The following is a 24,240-nucleotide window of genomic DNA, read 5'->3' as shown; positions in this document are numbered from 1 at the left end:
GGACGGTCCCGCTCACACGGGGCCGACCGCCCGGTCGAGCGGGATGTCCTCGGGCAGCAGCAGGCTCAGATCCTCGAGACTGGTGGCGGACGACCGGCTGAGCCTGCCCGCCTGACGTGTCACCGCGGCCTCCAGCACCTGCCGGGCCAGCCGGGCGTTGCCGAAGTTGCGGTCCCTGGGCACGCTGTTGAACAGTGTGTGCAGCAACTCGACCGTCTCGGGGGCACAGCTGTAGCCCACCGACTCGGCATGTCCCTGCACGATCGTCACCAGCTCGTCGCTGCTGTAGTTCTCGAAGAGGATCTGCCGGGAGAAGCGGGAGGCGAGCCCGGGATTGGAGTCCAGGAAGCCGCGCATCTCCTCCTGGTAGCCGGCGACGATCACCACGACCTCGTCGCGGTGGTCCTCCATCAGCTTCACCAGCGTGTCGACCGCTTCCTGGCCGAAGTCGCCCCCTGTCGCATACGCGGGCGTCAGTGCGTACGCCTCGTCGACGAAGAGGACACCACCGCACGCCCGTTCGAACGCTTCACGGGTGAGCTGCGCGGTGTGGCCGACATAGCGGCCGACCAGATCGGCGCGGGCCACTTCGACCAGCTGGCCCCCGGGCAGTACTCCGAGCGAGGCCAGCAGCTCACCGTAGAGGCGGGCCACGGTGGTCTTGCCAGTACCGGGCGGTCCCGCGAAGACCAGATGGTTGCTGATCTTCGCTGTCGGCAGTCCCGCCTGCTCACGCCGGCGCACCTGGGCCAGGAGGTTCACGACGTCCTCGACCTGTTCCTTGACCGCCTGCAGGCCCACCATCGCGCGCAGTTGCTCCAGTACGCCAGGCGTACCGTCCTCACTCTGGCCGCCCCCGGCGACGACTGCCGCGGCTGCCTCGCCGACGTCGACCGGTACCAGCCGGACCAGGTCGTCGAGGGTCGTCTGAGGGAGTCCCGCCAGCCGTGACGCCTGACGGTCGATCATCTCTTCGAACACCTTCCGGGCCGCTCGGCCGTTGCCGAAGTCCGCGCCCTTGGGCATCCGTTCGAAGTGCACCGACAGCGCTTCGCGCGTCCCCTCGGCCAGTTGGTAGCCATGTGCGACGGACATGGTCTCCACGATGGTGACCAGCTCCTGCACCGAGTAGTTCTCGAACTCGACGGTCCTGCTGAACCGGGAGGCGAGGCCCGGGTTGGAGTCCAGGAAGCCCCGCATCTCCTCGGAGTAGCCCGCGGCGACCACCACGATGTCGTCGCGGTGGTCCTCCATCAGCTTCACCAGCGTGTCGATGGCCTCCCGGCCGAAGTCGGCTCCGGATCCCTTGCCCTGGGCGCTGAGCGTGTACGCCTCGTCGAGAAAGAGCACGCCGCCGAGCGCCTCCTTGAACTTCTCGGTGGTCTTGATGGCCGTGCCGCCGACGATCTGGGCCACCAGGTCGGCTCTCGAGACCTCCACCAGATGACCGCTGCGCAGCACTCCGAGGTTGGCCAGGATCCCCCCGTACAGCCGGGCCACGGTGGTCTTGCCGGTACCGGGTGGTCCCGCGAAGATCAGGTGACGGCTCATCGGCAGCGCGGGCATACCGGCCTGCTCCCGTCGCTTGGCCAGCTTGTTGAGGTTGACGAGGGTGCTGACCTGTTCCTTGACGCCGTCAAGGCCGACCAGGGCCTGCAGCGCGGCCAGCGGCCCCTCCGGGTCGACGTGCGGCTCGGATGCCGCTTGCGCCACGGCGTCGGGTCCCGCGTCCGGTTCCGCCGCGGCGGTCGCCGTACCATGCGCGTCGGCGATGCCGTTGTCACGGCTGGACAGCCCCTCGACCGACAGCCGGTTACTGGGCTTTGTCTGCCTGAGCCCCGAACCCCGGTTGTCGAAGACGGAGCAGTCCGCCACCCGTACCGGCTCGGTGGTGTCCAGCCGGACTCCGTCGCCCGTGTTGTTGAAGAGTTCGCATCCGGTGAGCGTGGCACGGGCCCCGTCCGCGACCGAGATGCCGTTGCGGCGGCTGCCGCGGACCCGGGATCGCGACGCCGTCAGTTCGCCCTCCGCCTCCACCGCCAGCCCGTCCGCACCGGAATCCACCACTTCGCAGTCCCGCAGTGTGGCCTGGCCTCCGTCCGCCACGGACACCCCGGCGTGTCCTGCCCCCCGCACCGTGGTCCTGCCCACATAGGTGTTGGCTCCCTCGGCGACCCGGATACCGGACTTGCCCGCCGATGAGACTTCGGAGTCCTCCAGTCTTCCGCGGGCGTCCCGCACGACTTCCACGCCGTGCCCGCCGACCTCGGAGATCGTCGTCCGGCGCAGCAGCGGATTGGCGCCGTCGGTCACGATGACTCCCGCGTCCCCGGCGTCGCGGACCTCCAGCCGGTCGAATTCGGCCGTGCACTCCCCCACCAGCTCCACGCCCGCGCCACCGCAGTCGCGCACCAGAGCCCTGGTCAGGGTCGGGCTGCAGTGCTCCCCCACCCAGATGCCCGAGCTCTCGGCGTCGGCGACCTCGCATTCCTCGAAGGTGCCGCGTGAGCGCGCGTCGATGTGGATTCCGCTGCCCTTGGTGCGCGAGGTACGCAATCTGCGCACCACCGGATCGGTGCCACCCGCGAGTACGATGCCCTGCGCGGAGGCCCCGGAGACCGTGCAGTCCTCCACCACGGCCCGGCCCGAGGTGCTCAGGTAGACGCCCACCGAGGTGTCGCGGATCGCGGTGCGCATGACCCGGGTGGAGCTGTTCTCCTCGAGCGCCACGGCCGGCTTGTCGGTAGCGGAGATCTCGCAGTCCTCGACCGAACCACGCGCCTCGCCGTTGGCGCACACGCCATTGCCCCGGGCGTCCCGCAGTACGCACTTGCGCACCACGGGATTGGCCCGCTCACCGATGACCACGGCAGATGTACCGAGGTGCTCGACGACGCAGTCCTCGATCACGCTGGACCCGTTGGAGGTATCCACGATGCCGGCGCCCGCGGCGTTGGTCACCCGGCAGCCCCGCATCGCCAGCGTGCCCTGCTGCCGGGTGAGCACGGCCGTCCACGACGAGCCGATGACCTCGCAGTCCTGCAGCGCGGCCTGGCCCCGGGAAACATCCACGGTGGGCAGTTTGTCGTCCCTGCCGTGCAGCACCAGTCCGGTGAGCTGTACGGCCTCTGCGGCGATCTGGACCGCAGCGCCCCGCCGCGGCGTGATCTTCACTGTGCCGCGAACGTCTTCGGCGGTGATGGTCACCATCTTCGTGATGACGAGGTTTTCCTCGTACCGGCCGGGCCGGACGCTGATGACCGCACCGCTGCGGGCCACCTTCAGCGCCTCCCCGATCGTGGGGAAAGAGCCGTTGTGCCGCTCCCCGCACACCGTCAGTACATGGCGTACCACGCCGCCTCCGTTCCGTTTCTGCCAACTCCGTGGTCCCCATGCGCGAGCCGCGTGCCCGTACGGGCCGCGTCGACCGCGATCACGGCGAGCAGTCCGCCCGTACCGCCGCCGCGGCGAAATGAGCACCGTTCTGCGTGTCGTCGCCCCGGGTGTGCAGCACCACCGCGATCAGACCGTTCTTGAGCGGGAAACGTCCGCCGTTGACCCACTGACCTCGGTTGGTCACCTGGTTGACGTCGAGTGTGCCCAGCGCTCCCTTGCCCGGCGACGTGCTGGTCTGGACGGTGTAGTAGGCGGGAGCGCCTCCGACCTCCTTCGGATTCGCGCTGTCCGGGACGTAGAAGGAAATCGTGCAGGAGCCGCCGGCGACCGAGCCGGTTCTGAAGGCCCACACCGCGGAGTTCTCGTCGTCCTGGCGGGGATCGCCGGACATCGGCACCGACACATAGGCTCCGCTGCAGCCGTTGCCCGCGAAGCTTCCGCTGGAGTGATTCGTCCAGCCTGCGGTGCCGTCGGTGAACCAGCCGTTCTCGGTGAAGGTGCCGCTGTGGCCAGTACACCCGGGGCCCGCGACTGCCTGGTAGGTGCTGGCTGCGGGAGTGTTGTCCGCGGACGGGCTCGGCTGCGGGGTGCTGTGCCCGGACGGGCTCGGCTGCGGGGTGTTGTGCCCGGACGGGGATGAAGGGGTGCTTGCGGGCTTGTGGGGCGTGGGGCTCGTCGCGGGCGTCGGTGCAGCGTGCTGGCTGTGTGCGACAGGAGCCACAGGAGCGGGTTGTGCGGCGTTCTTGTGCCCACTGGACGTCGTCAGGTGCGCGATCACCAGGGGCAGACCGACCAGGACAAGCCCCGCCAGAGCCGCTGCCGCGACCATCGGCCTTGAGATCTGGCCCGGGGGGAGCTCACCGTCGTCGTTGCCGTCTCCCCCCTTGTCGTCCCCCGGCCCCGGGTCCTTGCCCACCAGGGTCACCGCCGCCGACACGGGCTCAGCCTTGGTCGCGGGCTTGGCTTGTGCCTCTTCGGTAAGGGCCCCCGGAACGGCTTCGGTCTCTCCCCTGCCTGTCCGGGGCTCGGGTACCTGCCACTGCGGCGTCTCGGGCAGCGTCGCCCTCGCCGGCAACACCACGTGCGGCTCCGCCAGCGCGACCGGTTCCGGGTGCTCTTCCCAGGCCACTACGGGCAGTTGATATCCCCCGGTGTCCTCGGAGTCGGGTGCGTACCCGCTTGTGTACCGATCGGTGTCCACCTTGGCCCCTTCGACAGTGCGGCGGGCTTCAGGTGCCTCGCCCGCCCCGACCGGAGCGCGCCCCGACGGTTGCCCCACGCGAGCGCCGGGACACGCTCCCTACCCCTGACGACGGACCGCCGACCGTGACGGGTTCACATTCCGGCACCTGGAACACGGTCGCCCTGCACCGGCATCTGGTCCCTCGCGCGTCTCCTTGGCGATGGCGGCGTCACCGATGTCACGGGTGAGTGCTGGTCTCACTCCGGATCGCGGATCTCGCCGGGTATGTGCGCCACTTCGATGCGCAGGCCGTCCGGATCCTCGACGAAGACGGCGAAGTAGCCTTCGGCGTATTCGGGGTACTCGCGTGGCTCGTGCACCACTGTCCAGCCGCCCTCGGTGACATTGCTGTGCACGGTCTGTACGGTGTCCCGATCGTCGGCGAGGAAGGCCGCATGGTGCCAGCCGGGGCGGCCGAACGTGTGTCTGGCGCAGTCCTCGCCCTCCACGGGCCACAACAGGATTTCCGGGGCCGGCCCGTGCCACATGCTCAGTCGGTCGGTGGCCATGGCAGGGGTGTACCCGAGTGGGCAGAGGACGGCGTCGTAGAAGCGGCGGGACTCCGCCATCCGGGCGGTCGTCATCGACAGGTGGTGAAGGGTCATCGTGATGGCTCCCATCGCTGTGTTGGGTCGGTGTTAGCTACGGCACGGCAGACCTGACATTCGATGCCCCTGTTGGGCAGGCGAGCCGGTCGCCGGGCTCGGCATGAAGTCCAGTTCAGCGTCTGCGCTCTGTGCTAACGACCAGGAAGACGCCGGCTACGACGATGGCTGCTCCGAGCAGGACGGGCCAGGAGAGCGGCTCGCCGAGGATCAACCAGCCCAGAAAGACGGCGACCACTGGATTGACGTACGCACACGTGGCAACCCCGGAATGCGGGGCGGTGCCGAGCAGCCAGGCGTACGCGGTGAAGGCAACCAGCCCGCCGAAGAGCACTAGGTGGGCGAGCCCTGGCCAGGAGACGGTAGAGATCGCGTCGAGGTTCAGATCATGTTTCTCCCAGCGGACCAGACCCACCAGGAGGCAACCCGCGCCGCCGGCAAGCATCTCGTAGGCGCCGGCTGCCAGCGGGCTGCGGGGGAACGGCAGCCGAGGAGAGAAGAAGGATCCGATCGACCACAGCAGCGCAGCCGCGATCGCCGTGAGTACTCCGCCTAGCTTCACCTGTCCGCTCAGCCCGGGCACGATCAGAACCGCTGATCCGGCAAGCCCTACCAGCACCCCCAGAAACGTGATCGCGGGGACCCGTTCGCCAGTGACGGCGTGCAGCACCACAACCCAGAGCAAGGTCACGATGATGAGCAGGGCTGCGAGCCCGGAGGGCACCGACTCCTCCGCCAGGACCACCATGCCGATGCCACCCACCAAAAGCAGCAGGCCCACGGCGGCCGCCGCCAGCAGCTGGCGGAGGGTTACCCGAAGCTCGGCCGCCCCTTCCCGCCAGGCCAGCAAACCGGCGAGCACCAGCCCAGCCGCAATGAATCGAGTTCCGGCGGAGAACATCAGGGGTACGGCCGCGGTCACTACCCGGATGCCGAGTTGGGCGGAGCTCCAGACCAAGTACACGACCGCCAGGGCGGCCCAGGCCGTGACACTGATCCGCCGGGCCGTCGGGTTCTCGTGGCGTCGCTCGGCGGGGAACTGCGGGACCGAGCCCAATGATGTGTTCGGGGTACGGGGTGGCATTCGCCGTTCCTCTTCAACCGTGTAGAGCTGCCGCCTGCTGGAGTTCGTCATGGGCCTGATATGGCGCGTCGCAGCAAGATTCACCACGCTGAGTGGGACGGCACACCCCTTGGAGCGACGGAGTCGACATAGTCTCCGGCACAGAGAACGGCGCTCGTTCCGTTTCAGGTTCACAGGACCGTCATGGCGGGCAGTCGGAGTTCGGATCGGCCGGGCTCGGGCGAACCCGAGCGAACGGGTCGCCGCCGGCGCTCTGGCGGACGGTGGACTACTTCGCCGTGCTGGCCGGGTCGTACTGCCACCACCAGGCGATGCATGGGATGGACAGTGGCGCGGTGGAGTCGTCGCGCGGGTGGGGGTGCAGACCGCTTCCGGAGGTCTGCATGATCTCGTCGCCGCCCTCGCCGTCGGCGTAGCGGTAGCGGGCGGTGGCGACGGACATGTCGACAACGCCGCGCACGTACTGGGCTATGACGTGAAGGTAGTCCGCGAGAGCGGGGGTGGCGCTGACGAGGTGATCGCGCAGGCGCAGGAAGAGGGTCATGATCCTGTCCCAGATGCGCATTGCCAACTCGAGCGCTTGTTCCTCCGAGCAGTCGTATTCCGCACGTATGGCATCGACGATGTTGGGCGGGCCGTCGGTGCGGGCGCGCTCTTTGCGGTAGGAGGCCACGTCGGTGGCGAGTGTGGCCAGGGCGGCGGACATCTCGGTGATCGCGCGCACCGGGCGGTGTTCGAGGAGGTCCGGAGGGAGCGTACGTTCGGCGATGATGGTCATCAGCTCGGGAAGCAGGTGACCGCCACCGGTGGACAGGCGGTACAGCATGTACTCGTCCAGTCGGGGGTGGTCGGCGCGGGCGTTGAATCCTGCTCCCTGGGTCTCGACGAGGAAGTACCTGGTGAGTGCGTTGGTGAAGCGTGCCGTCTGGTGTACGCCGACAAGTGCTTCCATACGCGTGCGCACGTCCCACAGGGCCGCTCCGTACTTGTCGGAGGGGTACAGTTCCTCGCCCACCTCCGCGGAGCGGTGGATCCGCACCACCGCGCGGGCCAGTTCGCCCGGCTTGTCGCGCAGTTCGCCTTCGTCGCAGTACTCGTCGTCGAAGGCGAAGGTCCACAAACTGTAATCGGACAGGACCCGAAGCGGCTCCGGGCGTGCGGTCGGGCACATACGCGCGGCCCAGTACCCGGAACGGGTGTGGATCATCCGTCGCCGCGACGCATCGTCGGCTCCCAGACCGAAGCGGTACATCCACGCGGTGCTCTGAGCGTTGATGTCGTGCGCGTCCGGATGCATGGCAGGGCCTATGGGGCAGTAGAAAGCTGGCAGGACCGTGGCCGACTGCTTCTCCTGTGCGCCGATCGTCTCTGTCGATCCCATGATGTCGGCAAGACCTTCCGCGCGGTCGGCTCTCGTCTGACGGCCGGCGCGGATTCGCCGGCGGCCCACTATGAATGACGGAGGCCACAAGAGCGCCGGTTCACCTCCTCATGTGGAGGTCACGTCAGCGGTCGCTGCGTGGTGACGCAGGCCAGTCAGGTGCCGATGTGGCCTGCTGCCGGGGCCAGAGGGGTCGATCTCGGTGTCGGCCACCCTCGGGCGGCCCACCGACGGCCCAGGGCGGGGTAGTTGTGTCCTCACCTCGGTTAGTGATCTATCCTCCGCGCCATGAATGTGATCATGGCTTCCCTCGCCTCCCTCTGTGGGCTCATCGCCGCCGGAAACCTCGTTCAGGTGATCACCGGTCGCCGGCTCATCAAGCCATCGGCGAGCACGTGCTCTGTCCCCCAGCTCCGGCGCGAATCCGCAGTCAGCGCTGTTGTGATGATCGGTACTGCGTTCGCGGTGATGCATGTGTTCTGGGGACTACTGCTGGCCATACCCGGCATGGCCTGGTTCATCCTCACACGGAAGCGAGCTACCACGAGTTGAGACCAGTCTCCGAGCCGACCAAGTAGGGATGGTGATTTAGCCTGACACCGTTGCTGACCATATAGCGGACCGAGTCCGGCATCACGCGGTGGCAGAAGTCCTCCGGCCCCCCACCCCTGAAGCCACGCAGGCACCCGGCAGCAACCGCCGGACAACCTGCCACTCCGCCTCCGTCGGGTCCGAGCCGTAACACCGCACGCGCGCCAGACCGTGCGCCGCTTTCCCAAACCTGTACGCGGGGCAGCACACTCCGGTGACGGCGCGCTGGACTCTGCGCCCACGAGCACGAAAGACCGCGACACAGGGCCTCCTGGTACTACTCGGTTGGGGTCACAACCCCGAGCTACCAGGAGGCTCTGCAGTTGTGCCACGGCCACCGAGAGATCACCCAAACAAGAACCGTGTTCGACTGACCAAGCCTGTCGACCGGTAAGCGGAAGGCTTCTGAGAGATCTGGCCTGTGGAGTCTCGATGTCTCTGCAGTCCCGGCGAGCTCCGGCGCCCAGACCAGCCTCGACTCCGTCGCCAGCGTATCCGTGCCCACCGGCAACGTCATCTGCACCATCGCCGTCCGGCGGCGGCTTGCCAGCAGGCTGGGGAAGAAGCTGCCAGTGCGGACCTCAAGGCCCGCAGGCCCAGGTCTCCAACCAGCGTGGTCAGCGTTTACTGAGCTTGAACTCGGGTTGTCGTGGCTGCTGACAGAGCTTGATCCTCGCGGTACGCCGTTGTCATGAGGTATGCGCAGGGCGGAGGCCTGACGGACGAGCGCAGGCAGTTCCGCGAGGGTATCCGGATGACAGCCGCCGAGCGGTTCGCCCTCAGCAAGCCGAGTTCGGTGATCGCGAAGGAGTTACGGGTCAGCGTGCGCTCGGTGCAGCGGTGGCGGCGGGCTTGGGACAAGGGCGGACCGCGGGCCCTGCGGTCGACGGGGCCGGCCTCGCCGTCACGGCTGAGCGAGGCCCAGTTCGCCGTACTTGTAGCCGAGCTGGCCAGAGGACCGGTGGCGCACGGCTGGCCGGACCAGCGCTGGACGCTGTCGCGGATCAAGACCGTGATCGGCCGCCGCTTCCACAAGAGCTACACCCTGCAAGGAGTGCGCAAGCTGCTGATCCGACACGGCTTCTCCTGCCAGGTGCCGGCCAGACGGGCCGTCGAACGCGACGAGGACCGGGTGACCGGATGGGTGAAGGAGACCTGGCCGCAGGTGGAAGCCTCGCGGCGGCGCTCGACGCCTGGATCATCTTTGAGGATGAGTCCGGCTTCTCGATGACGCCGCCTGCCGCCCGCACCTGGGCCCGCCGGGGCCACACACCCGTCATCCGGGTCCGCGGCCGATTCCGCCGCCGCATCTCGATCGCGGCCCTGACCTGCTACAAGCCGGGCGAACGCTCCCGGCTCATCTACCGGCCCCGCCGCGACGACGCCCGACGCGACGGACGCAAGAGCTTCGTCTGGACCGACTACCGTGACCTGCTCATCACCGCACACCAGCAACTTGGCGGCCCATCGCGCTGATCTGGGACAACCTCAACGTCCACCTCGCCGCCGGGATGCGGCAGTTCATCGCCGAACGGAACTGGCTGACCGTCTACCAGCTGCCCTCCTACGCGCTGGACCTCAAGCCAGTGGAGGGCATCTGGTCCCTGCTGCGGCGCGGCTGGCTGTCCAACACCGCCTTCACCACGCCCGAGCACCTGATCCAGACCATCCGCCGCGGTCTGAGAACGATCCAGTACCTCCCTGGCCTGATCGACGGGTGCCTCGCCGGAACCGGGCTATCCCTCCCGTCCGCGACAACCCCAGTTCAAGCTCAGTAACCACGGTGCCCGGCACAAGGCCATCGTGTAATTTCTCTCAACGAGCTTTGTAATTCGCAGAGTTGGGTGACCTCTACTCCATGGTTAAGGACTCTGCGGTGATCGCTTCTGTGCCCTCGGCGGGACACCATCGAGTCTCCGACCGGCTGCCGGTGCGCAACACCCCCGCACGCATCAGGGAAGCTGCGCTGTCATGTATTCGCATGACTTTCCACAACGACCTCTCGGCCATATGTTTCAGACGTCCCAGTTCATTCGTCCGGTAGTCAACGGACTGCAATGAGTAATGAAACGGAATGAAATGAAACGCCTTGCGCTGTCCGTTGCAGCGGTGCTGCTCGGTCTCACAGGCTCCCTGGCCGCAACCGCCACGCCAGCCGCCGCTGCTACCGCGCCGAACACGTGCTGGACGGTGACCGACACCTCGTCGAACTACGAGTACAAGTGCGAGTTCGGAATCTTCCCGCTGGCCAACACGGCATCGGGCGACCAGGTCAAGCAGGCGGTGTTCAAGACCGCGATCACGCACTTCAGCACGTACTTCCCCTTCAGCGGCTGCGGCAGCGTGTTGGTGGTCGGTAACAGCTGCACCCTGCAGCCGGGCAACGCCCCGGTCAAGGTGGACACCATCGGGGACAACTACTTCATCCTCAAGTCACTTCCCGGACACCCGGAAGGTGCCGACCGCTACATCAAGTTCGCGTTCTATATTCTCGACAACCAGCTCCGGCTCGGTGTCCGCGCCTGGGGCCCGCCGACGTACGCAGCAAAGGCGACTGTGAGCTCCGGTACGGCCGATGCCGTTTGGGGACAGTACGCCGAGAACCTTTACCACATTGTCTACCCCTGAGCCGTCGTGAGGGCTTCCTCTCCCTCCTGAGTCGGCGACGCGCGTAAATGCTAAACGCGTTGCAGGTGCCGCCCGATCTGACGATCGGGCGGCATTTCGGCATTCGCCCGAGGGATTGTTGTGCGTCAGTCTGTGAGCGACCGCTTCCAGACGGTGCAGCTCAACGAGGGACGAAATCCGTAATGGCCCTCCCGAAGAGAAACGAATAGTGGGCCGAGTCACGCCGCTGCATCGACCCCCACATACTCGCCGAGTGGACACTGTCCGGGCCGCGTCTCCTGGCGGCTGTCCTTCATCCCCCTGATCCGTCCCAGGCCCTGGCGGCGGCGTCTTGGGCACCGCCAGGGCCTCCGGGGTCACGGAGCCTTCCATGCCTCCACCAGGGCATCGAAGAAGGCTGCACGCTGCGGAGCCTTCGCGCGTAGTTCCTCCAGAGCCACGAAGTAGAACTTGGCCGCCTCCGAAAGGTCCTCGTTGGGGTTGGTGGCGCCGTACAAGGTGATCGGCCGCTCGCCGTCGAAGTTCAGGAATCCGTCCTGGTCCCAGGTACCGGCCTGGGCCGTGAACTCTGGAAGCTCGGCGGCCAGTTCCTTGGCGATGCGGGTTGCCGCCCTGCCCGAGATCTCTCCTTCCTTCTTCACGAACACCGCCGGGTGCCGCTGCTTCAACGACTCCACGGCAGCGGCGTGCCTCGGTGCCCCTCGACCGCGAATGCCTCCGGGCGCAGCAGGAACGACTTGACCGACGCCTCGAAGTCGGCCTTGGGTGACTTGGCGTCGCCGCGCGGGGGCTCGACACCGTCGGCGAGCTTCGGCTTCCCGTCCGCGGTCCAGGTGCCGAACCGCTCAGTGAAAGTCGGCAGGGCGTACTTGAGCAAACCGTGCGCCAGTTCGTGGGTGGCGGTTCCCTCGATCTCCCGCTCACCACCGCCGAATCCCTTCGCCAAGAGCACCGGCGCGCAGACGTTGAAGACCTTGTGAGAGCCGATGTACTCCCCGGCCATCGTCAGATCCCGCTTCTTGCGTTCCAGGCCGAACGTGACCGCCCCCACCATCGTCACTTCCTGGTCGTGGCCGGCACGGCTTGACTCGGCGCGCCGCCGGCCGAGAATCGGCGCGTAGTGCGCCAGTGCCTTGTAGAGGCCGCGCAACTCACCTATGGACCACTTGCGCACGGCGACCCGCTCCAGCGTTTTCGCATCCGCTCCCGGGTTGGTCTCTACCACTGCCGAAGCCGCCAGCCCCGACGCCACCTGTACGCCGTACTCATCGCTGAACTTCCCCACCAGCTCGGCGGCTTCGGCGATCGCCGCCTGCTCGTCGGTGCCCGCAGGCACTGTCAGCCGTTCCCCGGCGGGCAGCGCCGTCGGCTGCGGCAGCAACGTCGTGCCCTGACCCGACGACTGCGAACTCTCGCCCGGCTCTTCCGGCCGATCGTCCTGGCGGCCCCCTCCGCCGGGCGGGAACATCCCTGTCCGCCCCTACGCGCCGCGGGCCCTGCGCAGGTGGTTGGCCAGCTCGATCGCCGCCCGCTCCGGATCGATGCTGCCGCGGTCCAGGTGCAGCGCGTATTCGACCCTTGCCAGCGCTTCTCTCTGCTGCGGGTCGGGGGGACCGTCGATCACGGGTGGGTAGTAGTTGTGAGTATGCATGATGCCCGAGGCGGTCTGCCGCAGGTCGGCGCGCACTGCGGCGTTCATCTTGTGGTGCGCCAGGAGGGCCGCGATCTCGTCCAGGGGGGTGTCGAGGGCGGTCAGCGCGGTTTCCGACATCAGCGCTCTCTGCCACTCGGGGTGGAGGAGGGCGAGGCTCTCGGAGAGTGGCTCGTCCGGCAGGTCGAGCGTGAGCCTGGGGCCCTCGTGCACCTGGCCGTCGGGGTCGGGTTCGATGCTGGGGGGTACCTGGGTCGTCTCCTCGTCCACTGCCAGGGCAAGGGATTCGCCGGACTCGGACGCCGGCGCACCGAATTCGTCGTTCGCCTCGGACTGTGGTGCAGCAGACTCGTCGTCCTCCTCGTCCGGCAGCTCGGGGATCGGCGCGAGCTTCGGCTGATCGAGGACGTCCTGGGGCGATGGCTCCTCCACCAGTTCCGTGGGCGGCAGCAGCGAGTCTCCGACGCCCTTGGGGTGTGCGGCGTCGAAGATGGCCGGGCCGTCGTAGTCGTGGGTGAGCGTGGTGGTTTCGGCCAGCGGCAGCCCCAGTTCTACCGGGATGACGCCGGAGATCCGCTCGGTCTCGTCGCCGTACCGCAGGGTGAGGTCGATCCGCACGAAGCCGTCGAAGATCGCGCTCGGGTTGGGGAACAGTCCGCTGTTCACTACCCGGCCGCCGCTGTCCTGCAGGTCGGTACCGCGGCCGCGGTACTGCCCGCCCGTCTGGAGCCCGGCGCTGACGGGAATGCCCAGGCCCTCGAGGTCGGCTGTGACGTTGCCGGTCAGGCCCACGGTGTGTCCGTCCTGTCGGCGGTGTGCCGTGCCTGCCGTGTTGAAGCTGACGGCATTGGTCTTCGCCTTGTGGTCCTGACGGACGTAGGAGAGCTGGAGGATTTCCGCCGTGGCGGAGATCTGGATGCGCCGGCCGCCGGCCCGGTTGTTGGTGGTGGGACTGAGCAGCACTTCACCGCGGGTCATCGCTGGGAGGTTGGCCATCAGGATCTCGCGTGAGACGACGGCGTGGATCATCGGGCTGTTTCGCTTCCACAGCGATGTGCCGAGCAGTTGCTTCCCATGGATCTCCAGCGCCTGGCGGAGGCCACCGGTGGCGGGCAGGTCGCGCACGGTGTCCGTGTCCGCGAGGCCGGACTCCCGGCCGTTGGGGGCCGGCCACACTCGGGCGGGGGGCGCCACGGCGTCCGGGGGTGCCGGTGTACGAACCGCGCTGGTGGGCGCCGGCGCCGGCGGCTCCTCCTCGATGACGTCGTAGATGCCTGTGGGCCCACCGACGCCGAGACCGGCCGACTGCCTGGATTCGGACTGCTCGGACAGGAACCGGAAGCCGACCGGAACGCTGCCGACCGCCGATCGCTCCGCCTCCAGTGGCAGGGGCTTGTGCTTGAACCTGAAGTGCAGCATGGCGACCCCGCTGAACGAGGCGCCGGGCACCTTGGTCTTGGTGTAGATACCGCTGACCGTGGTGTGCGAGCTGGCGGTGCCGTGGGCGCGGGTCAGTGTTCCGGTGATGCCGCCCCCGAGCTGCAGTGGTACGACCCCTGTGCCGGTGGGGTCGACAGAGCCGCTGACCTGTGCCGTCCCGGTGAGCTCGGTGGAGGTGTCGGACGTCGTGGAACCGTCGGTGCCGGACCTGGCGGTGGTGACGCGGGTGCCGATGTTGAACTCGACCGGGTCCGCGTTGCTGGTGTGGACCGCGTCCACGTCGGTCCCCGTCTTCCGGACCGAGGCCGTGATCTCGACTGCGCCCCAGGCGGTGTGCACCGTGAGCGGATCGCCGGCGTTCATGGAGCGGAGCGAGTGCTGGAGCCGGTCCAGGGTGACTTCCTTGAGGATCTTCGCCCGGACCTTCTTCCAGCGCCATGCCCCGTAGACCGAATGGCCGCTCTCGTCCAGATCGTTGACGAGGTCCGCGCAGGTGCGGGAGCGGCCGTCGAGGCCGGGCAGCACCCACATGTCCTCCACGAGGTCGGAGGAGCCGAGAATGTGGCGCTGTTCGATCCGAAGCGGCGGCTCGAAGGCGGTCTGCGGCTGCTGGGCGGTCGGTGCGCCGGTCGCGTCGGCGATCTGGAGGTCTCGCTCCGGGAACAGCAGTTCGGCCGTGAGCGGCACCGTCCTGCCTCCGATTGCGAAGGGCTTGAGCCCCAGCCACTTCTTGAGCCGGTATTCGACCTCGACGTAGATCCTGCCCTGGAAGACCGCCGCGTTTCCTACGGCCTTGCCGCGGGTGACGGTGCGTCCGGTCATGGTGGAGGTCTGGCTGTGGGAGCGGGTACGGCCCGGGGCGCCCGAGAGCGTCAGCGAGACCGGGCCGGTCTTGCCCTTGGCCTGGACCGTGAGCGTGTCCCGGGACCAGTCTTCCTGCTCGGTGGCCAGGCCCGTTTCGGTGTCGGTACCGATCTCGTACTCGGTGCTCCGTGTGGTCTCCCGGTAGACGGGCTGGTCGAGGGGGTCTATCCAGGCCCTGCGGACCACGATCTTCCCGGACCACCCGTTGCCGGAGACCGGGACGGATATCTGGCCGCCGCCTCTGGTGAGTTCCGAGAGGAACGGCTTGAGCGCATCGCCTTCCAGCGTCTCGTTCAGGGCCTTCTCGGTATCGGCCCAGCCGCTGCCCAGTGCGTCCTTCAGGTCCGTCCTGATGGTGTCGACGAGCGCGTTGCCGTCCGGGTAGAGGCTCAGCACGACGTCGGAGGCGCCGAGTCTGCCTGCTTGCACGTGCGCTGGGGGCAGCAGGACCCGTCCGTCGGGCGTCGGCTTGGTGCTGAGGTATCCGGTGGGCTCGCCCACCGCTCCATGTTCGGTGAGCTGGTCGATCACGCCCTGGTAGGTTCCGGGGGTCACCGTGATGGGTGTCAGGCCCCCGGTGGATACCGTCAGCGATTCGCCGGCCGGGATGGTCACTTCGCCGTTCAGGTGCGCGGTCCGCTGGACGGGTGTGCGCAGGGCGGCCTCGAAACGGAAGCTCACCTCGAAGCTGGCGTCGAAGACACCCACCCTTACCGGGATCTTGCTGTTGGTGAGCACCGCGCCGGCACCGTTGGCACGGGTACCGATGAGGCTGTGGTACTTGCGATTGCCGGAGAACTGCAGGCTGAGCGCGGTGGAAAGGATCTTGGCGGGGCCTCCCGCCGAGCCGCCGAGCTGGGCCTCCCAGGTCTCGCCGCGGCGCTCCTGCTGGCCCGACAGCCGTCTGGAGACGGGAGCCAGTTCTGTACCGGCCATGCGCCGGAAGGTCATCGAGGTGACCTTGGCCGTGGCCGTGATCCTGAGGCCCGGGAACGCGGTCAGCATCCCGGTCGGCTCGGGTCCGTGCAGCACCCTGCCGCGTGACATCCCGCCGAGGTGTGCCAGGAACCGCTCCAGCGAGTAGGCGCCGCGCACGGCATTGCGGTACGTGCCCCACAGCGGGCCGAAGAACCGGGAGCCGGCCTGGTCCAGTGCCCGGAGCACACCCTCGTACCCGTAGAGGTCCCGGATGACGTCCGTCTCCTTCAGGCCGGTGCCCGGCTGTCCACCCCACACCCGCTCGGGTGGCAGAAGCTGGCCGTCCGCCGTGTGCCGGGTCGGTCCCGGCTCCTCGGGGGTGGTCGTGCCCGAGTCCTGGGGAGAGGTCGCCGCCTGCGGCGCCGTCCATGGCTCCGCGGCCTCCAGCGGCTCCGTCTCGGCGCTCTCGATCAGGGTCTGCACGCCCACCCGCAGTTCCCCGGTGCCATGCCGGGCGCCGCTCCTGAACTTGACATGGAGGGCTGCCACACCGTCGAAGACCTCGCCAGGCACCTTGGACTTCGTGGTGACGCCGGTACGGTAGCCCGAGGACACCACCCCGGTCTCGGAGGTGTTGAACACCCCAGTCGGCGTGAAGCTCCCCTGACTGGGAGGCAGGGCGCTGACGTTCAGCCCCGGGATCGCGACCGTCGTCTCGGACGAGCCCCTTCGCTGGACGGCCGTCGCGCCGCGGATCTCGTAGCCGGCGTTGAACTCGGTGGCCTTGGTGCTCCGTTGATGGTGCAGGGAGACGAGGGAGGCGGTGATCTCCACGCTTCCGCCGTCGGTCGTGACGATCAGGGGCTGGCCCGACATCATGGGCTTCAGCTCCTGGTGCAGGGAGACCAGCGTGAGCCGGCCCCCCAGCTGCTGCTTGACGGCCTGCCAGCCGTTTCCGAAGACCCGGCGGCCCACGTGGTCCAGCCCGTCCGGCAGACGGTCGAAGGCGCGGGGGTCGCGGGCACCGGGTTCGCCGCCGTCGGGGAGGAGGGGGTACACGTCCTTGACGATGTCCGTGGAACCGAGTCGCCGCTGCTGCTTGATCCGCTCGGGCACTGAGGCGTGGTGCGTCAACGCGAGGAAGTCGTCACCCGGGTTCAGTGTTTCGGCGCGCGGGATCGCGATCTTGACGCCGGACACCACCTCGGTACGGGGCATCTGGATGTGGTGCACGGAGATCCGGTTGGCGAGGTCGACGGAGACCCCGAAGACGGCCCAGCCGTCGAAGAGGGCCGCTTCCTCCACCGTCTTCGACTTGGACAGATACCTGCCGGCCGACGTGCGCTCGCTGCCCGCCTGCCAGTCCTTGGCCTTGCCCAGGGTGCTGGTCAGGCCGACCCCCGAGTCGAGCGCCATCTTCCCGGTGAGGGAGCCGGTGAGCCGCAGACGCGCGTCCTCAGTCCCGCCCACACCCTTCTGGGTCTCGGTCCCGTTCTCGAACTCGAACGAGTCCGCGTTCCGGTCGTGGGCGAACAGACCGACCAGCCCGTCGATCGTGATCGCACCCGTCCAGCCACCGAAGCGGACCGGGACGACCCAGGGTTCGCCGCGGGTCATACCGGACAGCCGTGACGCGAGCGTGGCCGCAGTGAGAGACGGCATCACCTGCGGGGCGAGCTCGCTCCACTCGTGTGGACGGAAGTGGCCCTTCAGCGCCTGCTCGACCAGTTGTTCAACTGCCCTTCCCTGAGTGGTAAGTTGGAGTATCTTGTCGGAGGCGCTGAGGCGGTGTTCGTCGGTGATTCGCGCCGGCGGGCGCGGCCCTTGCTGTTGCTGCGGTTCAACTGCCAGCACCTGTGCAGGGGTCGGCACGGTCGGCTGGAGAGGGTGGTCGGCTTCGGTGTCGTGTGTCTGGGCGGCGGCCTGGAGGGACAAGGACTGAGTGTGGGCCGATGCACCCAGTGCCGACTTGCCCTGGAGTCGGCTCCCGTCCTGAAGCGAGGGCTGGGAGGACTGGGAGAACTCGTCGGAGACGTGCTGGACCGAGAGCTGCGGCAGCACCGGGTCCGAGAACATGACGGACTGGGACGTCTGCCCGTTGTCGGCGAAGCCCGGCGTGTATGTGTACTCGGGGCCGGTCGACGTCAGGAGGGGCTCGGAGCCGGCTCCGCCCGGATGGAACAGCCGCCACTCGCCCGACGGAACGTCGTCCTCGAGTTGGCGCACCACCAGCACACCCTGGGTGTCGGTCTCGAGCCAGCCCACGGGCGCGATGACCGGGTGTTGGAGGGCGCTTGCCAAAAGTTGTGCCGGTGTCTGGCTCCCGTCCACTACCGTGTTGACGACGCCACCGTCCTTTGTCGACGACCGAGGCGGGATGCCGGCTCCGTCCACCAGCAGGACCAGCGGTTGGTCCTTGGGCAGGGCTACCACCTCGGGCCGCGAGGCGAGTTCGGCCATTGTCAGGACCTGTTCCCGCCAGCCCCCGTTGCCGTCCGGAACGAATGCCTTGACCCCTGATCCGTGCCGGGCAGCCTCGACGAACGAAGCGCCCTGGGGGATGAGTCTGCTCAGTGACTCGGAAGGGCTCAGAGGGTGTCTCCACGGGTTCTCGGAGGAGAGCCGTAGTGTGACCCCGCCCACAAGAGGCCAGGTCCAGTAAAGCGCCGCAGGGACAAGGGGCTCGGCCGTGAATGTCTGCCACATGTCGGAGTCCGGAGTGTCCGGCGGGACTTCCAGTCCGATGTAGCCGTTATCGGCGATCTTAAAGATGAGCGGAGTGGTGTGCGTGACGATCGGCAGGTGGCCCAGGGCCTGCGCGATGTTCCTCGCCGTGAGAATTTTCTGGCCCATGTCCACCGCGATGTAGCAGCTGCCGAACACCAGATGGAGCGACTTCTGACTCGCTCGCGCGAGATTCAGAGCCTTGACGACAGTGTCATCCGTCGTCAGCAATGTCGCCAGGTGTTCGGCACTCATGCGCGAGAGGCCGTCGGCATCGCCCAGCCCCTCTTCGGCCAGCGCGGGCCCGAACACGTCCGGCGCGCCGTGGAGAAGCACGTACACGGTCGGCTCGTCTGCCCAGGGGAGCGGCCGGGTGTCGTATATCGCGCCGTCGCGCCAGAGGTGGAAGTGGGCATCCGGGCCGGGGCCGGCGTAATGCAGGGCCCACCAGTCGGTGTTCTGGGCGGTTTCTGCCGCGTTCATCATGCGAACGACTGCGGCATTGGGGGACTTGGTCGGGCCCGGCTCGATCAGGAACTTCTCGGGCCCGGCCGAGCCGAGCGAGGTGTGCTCCAGCGCATGTGCCTTCTCCTGCGCCTTCCCCGGTCCCTTCGTGATCAGGAGATGAGCGACCTCGACCAAGCGGCGGTGCGCCTCCCACTCGGCTTGCTTGAGGAACGCCTCTGTCTCCGGCGACACCATGTGCTGCGGCGGCAGTTGGCGGGTGAACCAGGACGGATGGTGGCGCTCCATCACCTGGAGTGCCTGCTTCAGAGTCTGGTCCAGGACCGAATCGCCCAAGAATCGCAGGACGTCCTCGCGGACGTAGTGTTCGGCGAGCACGCCTGCGGCGTCCGTGCCCTTGTGCCACGCCTCGTGGAGGAGCCGAGCGGCCATTGCCTGCTTCAGCGCCGGGTCGAGGACCGCCCAGTAGGGGTGGTGCTGCGAACCGAGGCCGTACAGCTCCTTGAAGACCTCTTGCTTCTGGTTCTGCGTGAGAGCCCGAGCATTGGTGATCAAGGTGTCCCGCAGCAGGTCCTTGCCCAGCAGTCGCACCGCTTCGAGCGTTGTCCCGGCCCAGGCCGACTGGCTCTGAATGCCGGACTCGAAAAGCACCTGCGCCGCCTGGGACACCTGGTCGTCGCTGAGCGGCCATCCCCGCGCCTCCAGGGTCCCTCTGACCCATGGCCCGCTCAGCTGCTGCCAGCGCGTCGGATCCAAGTGTGCCCAGAGCGGGTGGGACTTCGCTCCCTGGTTGAGCAGCGCGTCCACGGCTTCGTCGATCTGGTTCTGGGTGATCTGCCCGTCGGCTTTGGCTTCGGCATCGGTCAGCAGCTTGTTCAGCCAGTTCGCATGTCCGTCCGGGTCCCGCTCCAGCTCCCGGCGGGATGCGTCCATCAGGTTTTTCGCCGCTGCCGCGTACCAGTCCACTACCGATACCTGAGGCTCATGGCCAGGGAACTGGCCCGGTCCCTCCTCAGGTGCGGACGACACCCACGACATCGGCTGCGGCTGGTGGAGGTCGGCTCCGAAGGTGCCGACCCCCACACCGTTGTCCTCCGCGTTGGCGAGCCGCTCGCGCCCGTCCGGGCTGGGGTGGTTCTGCGGCCGGCTCTCCCCCACGCTGCGGTCGGGGCCGACGGACGTCCGGTCCCCCGACTGGCCGGGCATGGGCTGACCGTCCAGGTGGTCCCGCTCGTCCCGCACGTCCCGCACGTTCGACGGCGGTCCGGACGGCTGCTCGGAGCCTCCGGAAGGACCGGGACGCCCAGGGAGGAACAGCTTCCACGCCGGGCCGCTGCCGTCCAGCCTCTCGACCAGCAGCACGCCGAAGTCGTCGGGGCTGTCCGGATCCTGTCCCAGCTCCAGCCAGCCCATGGGCGCGATCACCGGGCCGCCACGGGCATCGGCGAACAGCTGCGCCGGCGCGGCGCCCCAGTCCACCGTGGTGGTGACCGCCTCGCCGTCCTTTGCCGACGACTGCGGTGCGATCCCCGCGCCGTTCACCAGCAGGACCACGGGGACGTCCTTGGGCAGGGCCTCGACCTCAGGCTTGGCGGCAAGCTCCGCCATAGTGAGCTTCTTCTCCTGCCAGCGTCCCTGCCCGGCCGGTTCGAGCGAGATGACGCCGCTGCCGTCCCGCTCACCGCCCACGACCGAGGCGCCCCGCCCCGGGGGGATCAGGCTCCGCAGGGCCTGTGACGGCACCAGGGACTGCCGCCAGGGCTTCTTATCCGCCGGCCACAGCGACACACCGTCCTGCAACGGCCACTGCGCCTTGAGGTCGGAGGGGGCGTGGGGAAGGGCGGTGAAGGTCTTCCAGTGGTCGGCGCCGGGTGTTTCCTGGGGCGCTTCGACCTGGATCTCTCCCAGGCCGTTCAGGACGACGACGAAGGGGCTCGCGTGCGTGACGATGCCCGGGCCACTGAGGTGTGCCAGGTGCTGGGCGAAGTCGAGGGCGGGAAGCTTGGGCAGGCCCACGTCATTGGCCGGGTAGCAGGCCACGGCCACCACGTGGAGGTCAAGTCCGCTGCTCCGAGCGGTGCCGAGGGCGGCCGCGAAGTCCGGGTCCGAGGCCACGAGTTCGGCCAGATGCTCACCGCCCATCCGCGCCCGACCGTTCTCGTCTCCCAGCTCCGGCTGGGACAGGTCCGGCTTGAAGCCGAACACGGAAGCGTGCAGCTGGACGTAGACCGTGAACTCTCCGGCCCAGGGAAGGGGCTCGCTGTCGTACGTCGTGCCCTCGTGGTAAAGGAAGTATTCGCCGTCGCTGCTCGCGTCGTGCTGCCGCCACCTCGGTTCTTCCGTCAGGTAAACCGTCGGCGACTTGAGGTAGATGACCCTGGCACTGTGCGAGCCGGTGGACAGCACGTGCTTGGTGAACTTCCCAGCGCCTGCGGATCCGACCCGCCTCAGTTCCATCCGGGTCGCCTGCTCCGCTGCCTGGGACCGTTCGTGCCGGGCCACCAGGAAGGCGACCTCGACGAGGTCCCGGTACCGCTCCGCTCCGGAGGAGTCACTCAGCTCGTGGCCGCCACTGGGCTCAGAACCGTGCGTCCCGGGATCGAACAGCGGGAACCACGAGGGATGGAACTTCGCCATGAGGCCGACTGCCTGCTGCAGCGCGCCGTCCAGCTCGCTCTGCGGCAGGCTGCGCAGCACATCCTCGCGCATCAGGTGCTCGGCGAGCAGACCGGCCGCGTCCGTCCCCTTGTTCCATGCCTCCTGGATCAGCAGCGTCGTCAGAGCCTGTTGGCGCTCCTCGGGAATGTCCGCCCAGCCGGGGTGGTGCTTCGCCCCGATGGCGAGCAGCACCTGACGGGCCTCGGCGAGCTGCTCGGCCTTGAGTACGTGCCCGTTCTCGTTCAGCGTGCGGCGGAGCACGGTCTCGGTGAAGCGCCACATCTTGTCGGGCTCGATCGTCGACCAGAACGATTGGTGGTACTTCCCACCGAAGTGGTAGAGCGACTTGGTGGCGTCGGCGACCCGGGCCTCCTCTGCCGGGTGTTCAGGGGTGGTGAGCAGATCACGGACGAGGTCCGTGGTCAGTTCCTGCCATCGCTTCAGCGGCATGCCCTCCCAGAGGGGGTGGTGTTTCGCCCCGAGGTCGGTCAGCTTCTGGACGGCGTCGCCGACCTGCTCGGCCTTGACCATCGAGTCCAGCCACCGGTCCCGTGCGTCGGCTCCGTTCAGCAGGTCGTCGAGCGACTGTGCGAGCTGTGCGCGGGCCTTGTCAGCCCACTGGAGGACGGACGGCGTGAGCGCTGTGTCCTCTCCGCCGTCGACGTCGAGGTCCATGCCGTGCTCGGAGATGGCGTCGGGCGGAACCTGGCCGGAGTCGTCGGAGCGGCTGTGCTCCACGTGCTCCGTCGACTGAATCCCCGACTCGAACCCCGACTGAATCCCTTCCCGGGCCGGCCGCACAGTCTCCTGCTGTGTCGTCGTTTCGCGCGCTCCGGTCCCTTCCTCCGCGTTGGTCTCCCGCTGGACGGTGTCCCCGGCGTCGGTGCGGGTGTCAGGAGCCTCGTCCCGGTCGGGGCCCATGGGCTGGGAGGCGTTCTCGAGCCTGTGGACCGGGTCGTAGTAGGGGTTGGGCACGAACTCGACGGTGGTGGTGTAGGCGCCGGTGGACTGGTCCAGCAACGTGCCCTGGACGATCTCGGCACCGACGATGAACGCGCGCTTGATCCCTCCGGGGAAGGCGACCTCCTGCTCCAGCTCCGCCATGGGCGAGTGCGGCAGCGTGGCATGGACGTCGATGCCTCCCGGGGCGTCGATGAGGTACCGGTGGGCGGTGCCCCAGCCCTCGTTCTGCTGCGTCGCGGACCGGGTGGTGCTGACGAACACGGACGGGGTGTTGTCGTTCTTGTACTCCTCAAGACTTGTGTATGCGCCGGGGTTCTTGGCCTGCAGACCGTTTGCGAAGACGTCCTCGATACTCTCGAATTGCGGACGCTCACGCTCCCACCGGAAGAGCAGGCTCCGGTCCTGACGGAACCGCAGGGGGCGCTTGCCCTTGCTGTCCGCCCGCAGTCGCGCGATATCCACAGGATGCACCGGGGTCAGGGCGAAGTCGGCCGACGGGTCCAGGCCCGACTGGGGGTCGCCGGGCAGCGGGATGGTCCCGGTGGGCAGGTACGCGGCTTCGTCCATCACGACGTTGCGTGAGTCGAGAAACTCCTGGGTCTGGGGATCCAGGGACGGTGGCGCCTCGATCGGGCTCTCCGCGTTCACCGGAGACACAGCCTCGAAGTTCGGCCTGCTGACAGTGATCGTGGAGCTGCGACGGCGCCTCTTGAGCGGCTCGTTCGGCAGGACGTTGGGCTCGGGTACCAGGCGCCCGGTGGACAGCCGGCGGTTCAGGAGGCCGGCCACGTCGAAATCGGGGTGGGTGTCGGCCAGCTCTCGTGACAGATGGGTCTGCAGTGCCTTCAGCAGGCTGGTTGCCCGCCGGTCACCCGTGCGCTTCGCGTTGAGCAGCGAGTTGCCGCGCCCGACCACGTCGAACCTCGGGAGCGGAAGTTTCCGCGACAGGGCGTTCTTCAGTTCCGGCGCCACCGCCCTGGCGAATGCCGCGACCTCCTTCTCCGCCGCCGCGTCGAGTTCGCTGCTCTCCTTGTCGAAGGTGACCGTGAGCTCCGTCGGCGCTCCGTCGAATTCGGAGGAGTCGACGGTGAAGATCACGGACGCCGTGTCCTCGGACTCGTTGAACTGCCCGTGGGCCATCGGGTCCTGGGTGAGTTGCGGGTGCTGGGTGGGCTGCGGCTGCTGTGTGGGCTGCGGCTGCTGTGTGTCCGCCGGGTCGCCCGGGGTGCCCCATCGTTTCAAGGCGGACGGCGGCGTGACGGGACTTCCGGGCTCGACGACCACCGCCGGCGAGCCGCCGTCCTCCGTCGCCTGCGGGGTCGTGTCCAGCGGGCGCAGGTGCGGGCGCGGCTGCGGGGTCGCTTCCTGCAGGGTCGTTTCCTGCGGGCGCAGCTGCGGAGTCGTGTCCTGCGGGCGCAGCTGCGGTGGTGGGGGCGTGTGGGACGCCTGCTCGCCGCTCCCGTCGCTACCGAAGACCCGCCACTCGACGTCCGGGGAACCCTCGTCGGAAGACACCTCGACGCGCATCTCGATAACGCCGGTGTCCGGGGCCGTGACCTGGGAGAGCTTGCCACGCGGCCCGACAACGGGGTTGCGCTTGCCCTGGGAGCGGAGGAACCCGGCAAGCTC

11 protein-coding genes and 1 pseudogene are annotated in these 24,240 nt (G+C 68.2%); 4 read left to right on the top strand and 8 right to left on the bottom strand.

Features of this window, described 5'->3' with window-relative positions; all coding sequences use genetic code 11:
• Positions 1–12: 12 nt before the first annotated feature.
• The 5 genes from FB157_RS43785 to FB157_RS43765 form a co-directional block, all read right to left on the bottom strand.
• Positions 13–3,354, bottom strand: a complete 3,342-nt coding sequence (locus FB157_RS43785) for a right-handed parallel beta-helix repeat-containing protein (RefSeq protein WP_145886905.1) — start codon at positions 3,352–3,354, stop codon at positions 13–15.
• A gap of 79 nt (positions 3,355–3,433) precedes the next feature.
• Positions 3,434–4,597, bottom strand: coding sequence for a hypothetical protein (locus FB157_RS43780; RefSeq protein WP_145886903.1), 1,164 nt, complete (start codon positions 4,595–4,597; stop codon positions 3,434–3,436).
• A gap of 239 nt (positions 4,598–4,836) precedes the next feature.
• On the bottom strand, positions 4,837–5,244 hold the full coding sequence (locus FB157_RS43775; protein WP_186581948.1) for a VOC family protein: 408 nt from the start codon (positions 5,242–5,244) through the stop codon (positions 4,837–4,839).
• Between the two features lie 115 nt (positions 5,245–5,359).
• Positions 5,360–6,379, bottom strand: coding sequence for an EamA family transporter (locus FB157_RS43770; protein WP_261386945.1), 1,020 nt, complete (start codon positions 6,377–6,379; stop codon positions 5,360–5,362).
• A gap of 217 nt (positions 6,380–6,596) precedes the next feature.
• Complete coding sequence (locus FB157_RS43765) at positions 6,597–7,709, bottom strand: terpene synthase family protein (protein ID WP_145886899.1); 1,113 nt, start codon at positions 7,707–7,709, stop codon at positions 6,597–6,599.
• Positions 7,710–7,997: 288 nt separating this feature from the next.
• On the opposite strand from FB157_RS43765, the gene FB157_RS43760 reads away from it, so the two are divergent.
• The 4 genes and pseudogenes from FB157_RS43760 (at position 7,998) to FB157_RS43740 (ending at position 10,928) form a co-directional block, all read left to right on the top strand.
• Positions 7,998–8,261 (top strand): hypothetical protein, encoded by a 264-nt coding sequence (locus FB157_RS43760; protein WP_145886897.1) that lies wholly within the window; start codon positions 7,998–8,000, stop codon positions 8,259–8,261.
• Positions 8,262–8,991: 730 nt separating this feature from the next.
• A complete protein-coding gene (locus FB157_RS43750) occupies positions 8,992–9,531 on the top strand; it encodes a winged helix-turn-helix domain-containing protein (protein ID WP_145886895.1) in 540 nt (179 codons plus the stop codon).
• Positions 9,528–10,078 (top strand): annotated as a pseudogene (locus FB157_RS43745) (transposase). Before FB157_RS43750 ends, FB157_RS43745 begins: the two are co-directional and overlap by 4 nt.
• Positions 10,079–10,364: 286 nt before the next feature.
• Positions 10,365–10,928 carry a hypothetical protein gene (locus FB157_RS43740; RefSeq protein WP_261386944.1) on the top strand — a complete coding sequence of 188 codons (564 nt, stop codon included), beginning with the start codon at positions 10,365–10,367 and terminating at the stop codon, positions 10,926–10,928.
• Positions 10,929–11,284: 356 nt separating this feature from the next.
• On the opposite strand, the gene FB157_RS43735 is transcribed toward FB157_RS43740, so the two are convergent.
• From FB157_RS43735 to FB157_RS47800, 3 genes are read right to left on the bottom strand one after another with little or no spacing between them, the layout of a single operon-like run.
• Positions 11,285–11,605 (bottom strand): hypothetical protein, encoded by a 321-nt coding sequence (locus FB157_RS43735; RefSeq protein WP_145886893.1) that lies wholly within the window; start codon positions 11,603–11,605, stop codon positions 11,285–11,287.
• Positions 11,593–12,396 (bottom strand): hypothetical protein, encoded by an 804-nt coding sequence (locus FB157_RS43730; RefSeq protein ID WP_145886891.1) that lies wholly within the window; start codon positions 12,394–12,396, stop codon positions 11,593–11,595. The genes FB157_RS43735 and FB157_RS43730 overlap by 13 nt, the downstream gene beginning before the upstream one ends.
• A gap of 12 nt (positions 12,397–12,408) precedes the next feature.
• Positions 12,409–24,126, bottom strand: coding sequence for a hypothetical protein (locus tag FB157_RS47800; protein ID WP_222441025.1), 11,718 nt, complete (start codon positions 24,124–24,126; stop codon positions 12,409–12,411).
• Positions 24,127–24,240 lie beyond the last annotated feature (114 nt).

This window comes from Streptomyces sp. BK340, assembly GCF_007827595.1.
Taxonomy (GTDB): domain Bacteria; phylum Actinomycetota; class Actinomycetes; order Streptomycetales; family Streptomycetaceae; genus Streptomyces.
The sequence above is the reverse complement of the archived record's forward strand: the minus strand, read 5'-3'. Positions and strand labels throughout refer to the sequence as shown.

Bases quoted from the DNA above. Each gene is read 5' to 3' on its own strand.
- FB157_RS43750 (WP_145886895.1), top strand. From the start codon at position 8,992: ATGAGGTATGCGCAGGGCGGAGGCCTGACGGACGAGCGCAGGCAGTTC.
- FB157_RS43765 (WP_145886899.1), bottom strand. From the start codon at position 7,709: ATGGGATCGACAGAGACGATCGGCGCACAGGAGAAGCAGTCGGCCACG.
- FB157_RS43770 (WP_261386945.1), bottom strand. From the start codon at position 6,379: ATGACGAACTCCAGCAGGCGGCAGCTCTACACGGTTGAAGAGGAACGG.
- FB157_RS43760 (WP_145886897.1), top strand. From the start codon at position 7,998: ATGAATGTGATCATGGCTTCCCTCGCCTCCCTCTGTGGGCTCATCGCC.
- FB157_RS43730 (WP_145886891.1), bottom strand. From the start codon at position 12,396: ATGTTCCCGCCCGGCGGAGGGGGCCGCCAGGACGATCGGCCGGAAGAG.
- FB157_RS43740 (WP_261386944.1), top strand. From the start codon at position 10,365: ATGAAACGGAATGAAATGAAACGCCTTGCGCTGTCCGTTGCAGCGGTG.
- FB157_RS43775 (WP_186581948.1), bottom strand. From the start codon at position 5,244: ATGACCCTTCACCACCTGTCGATGACGACCGCCCGGATGGCGGAGTCC.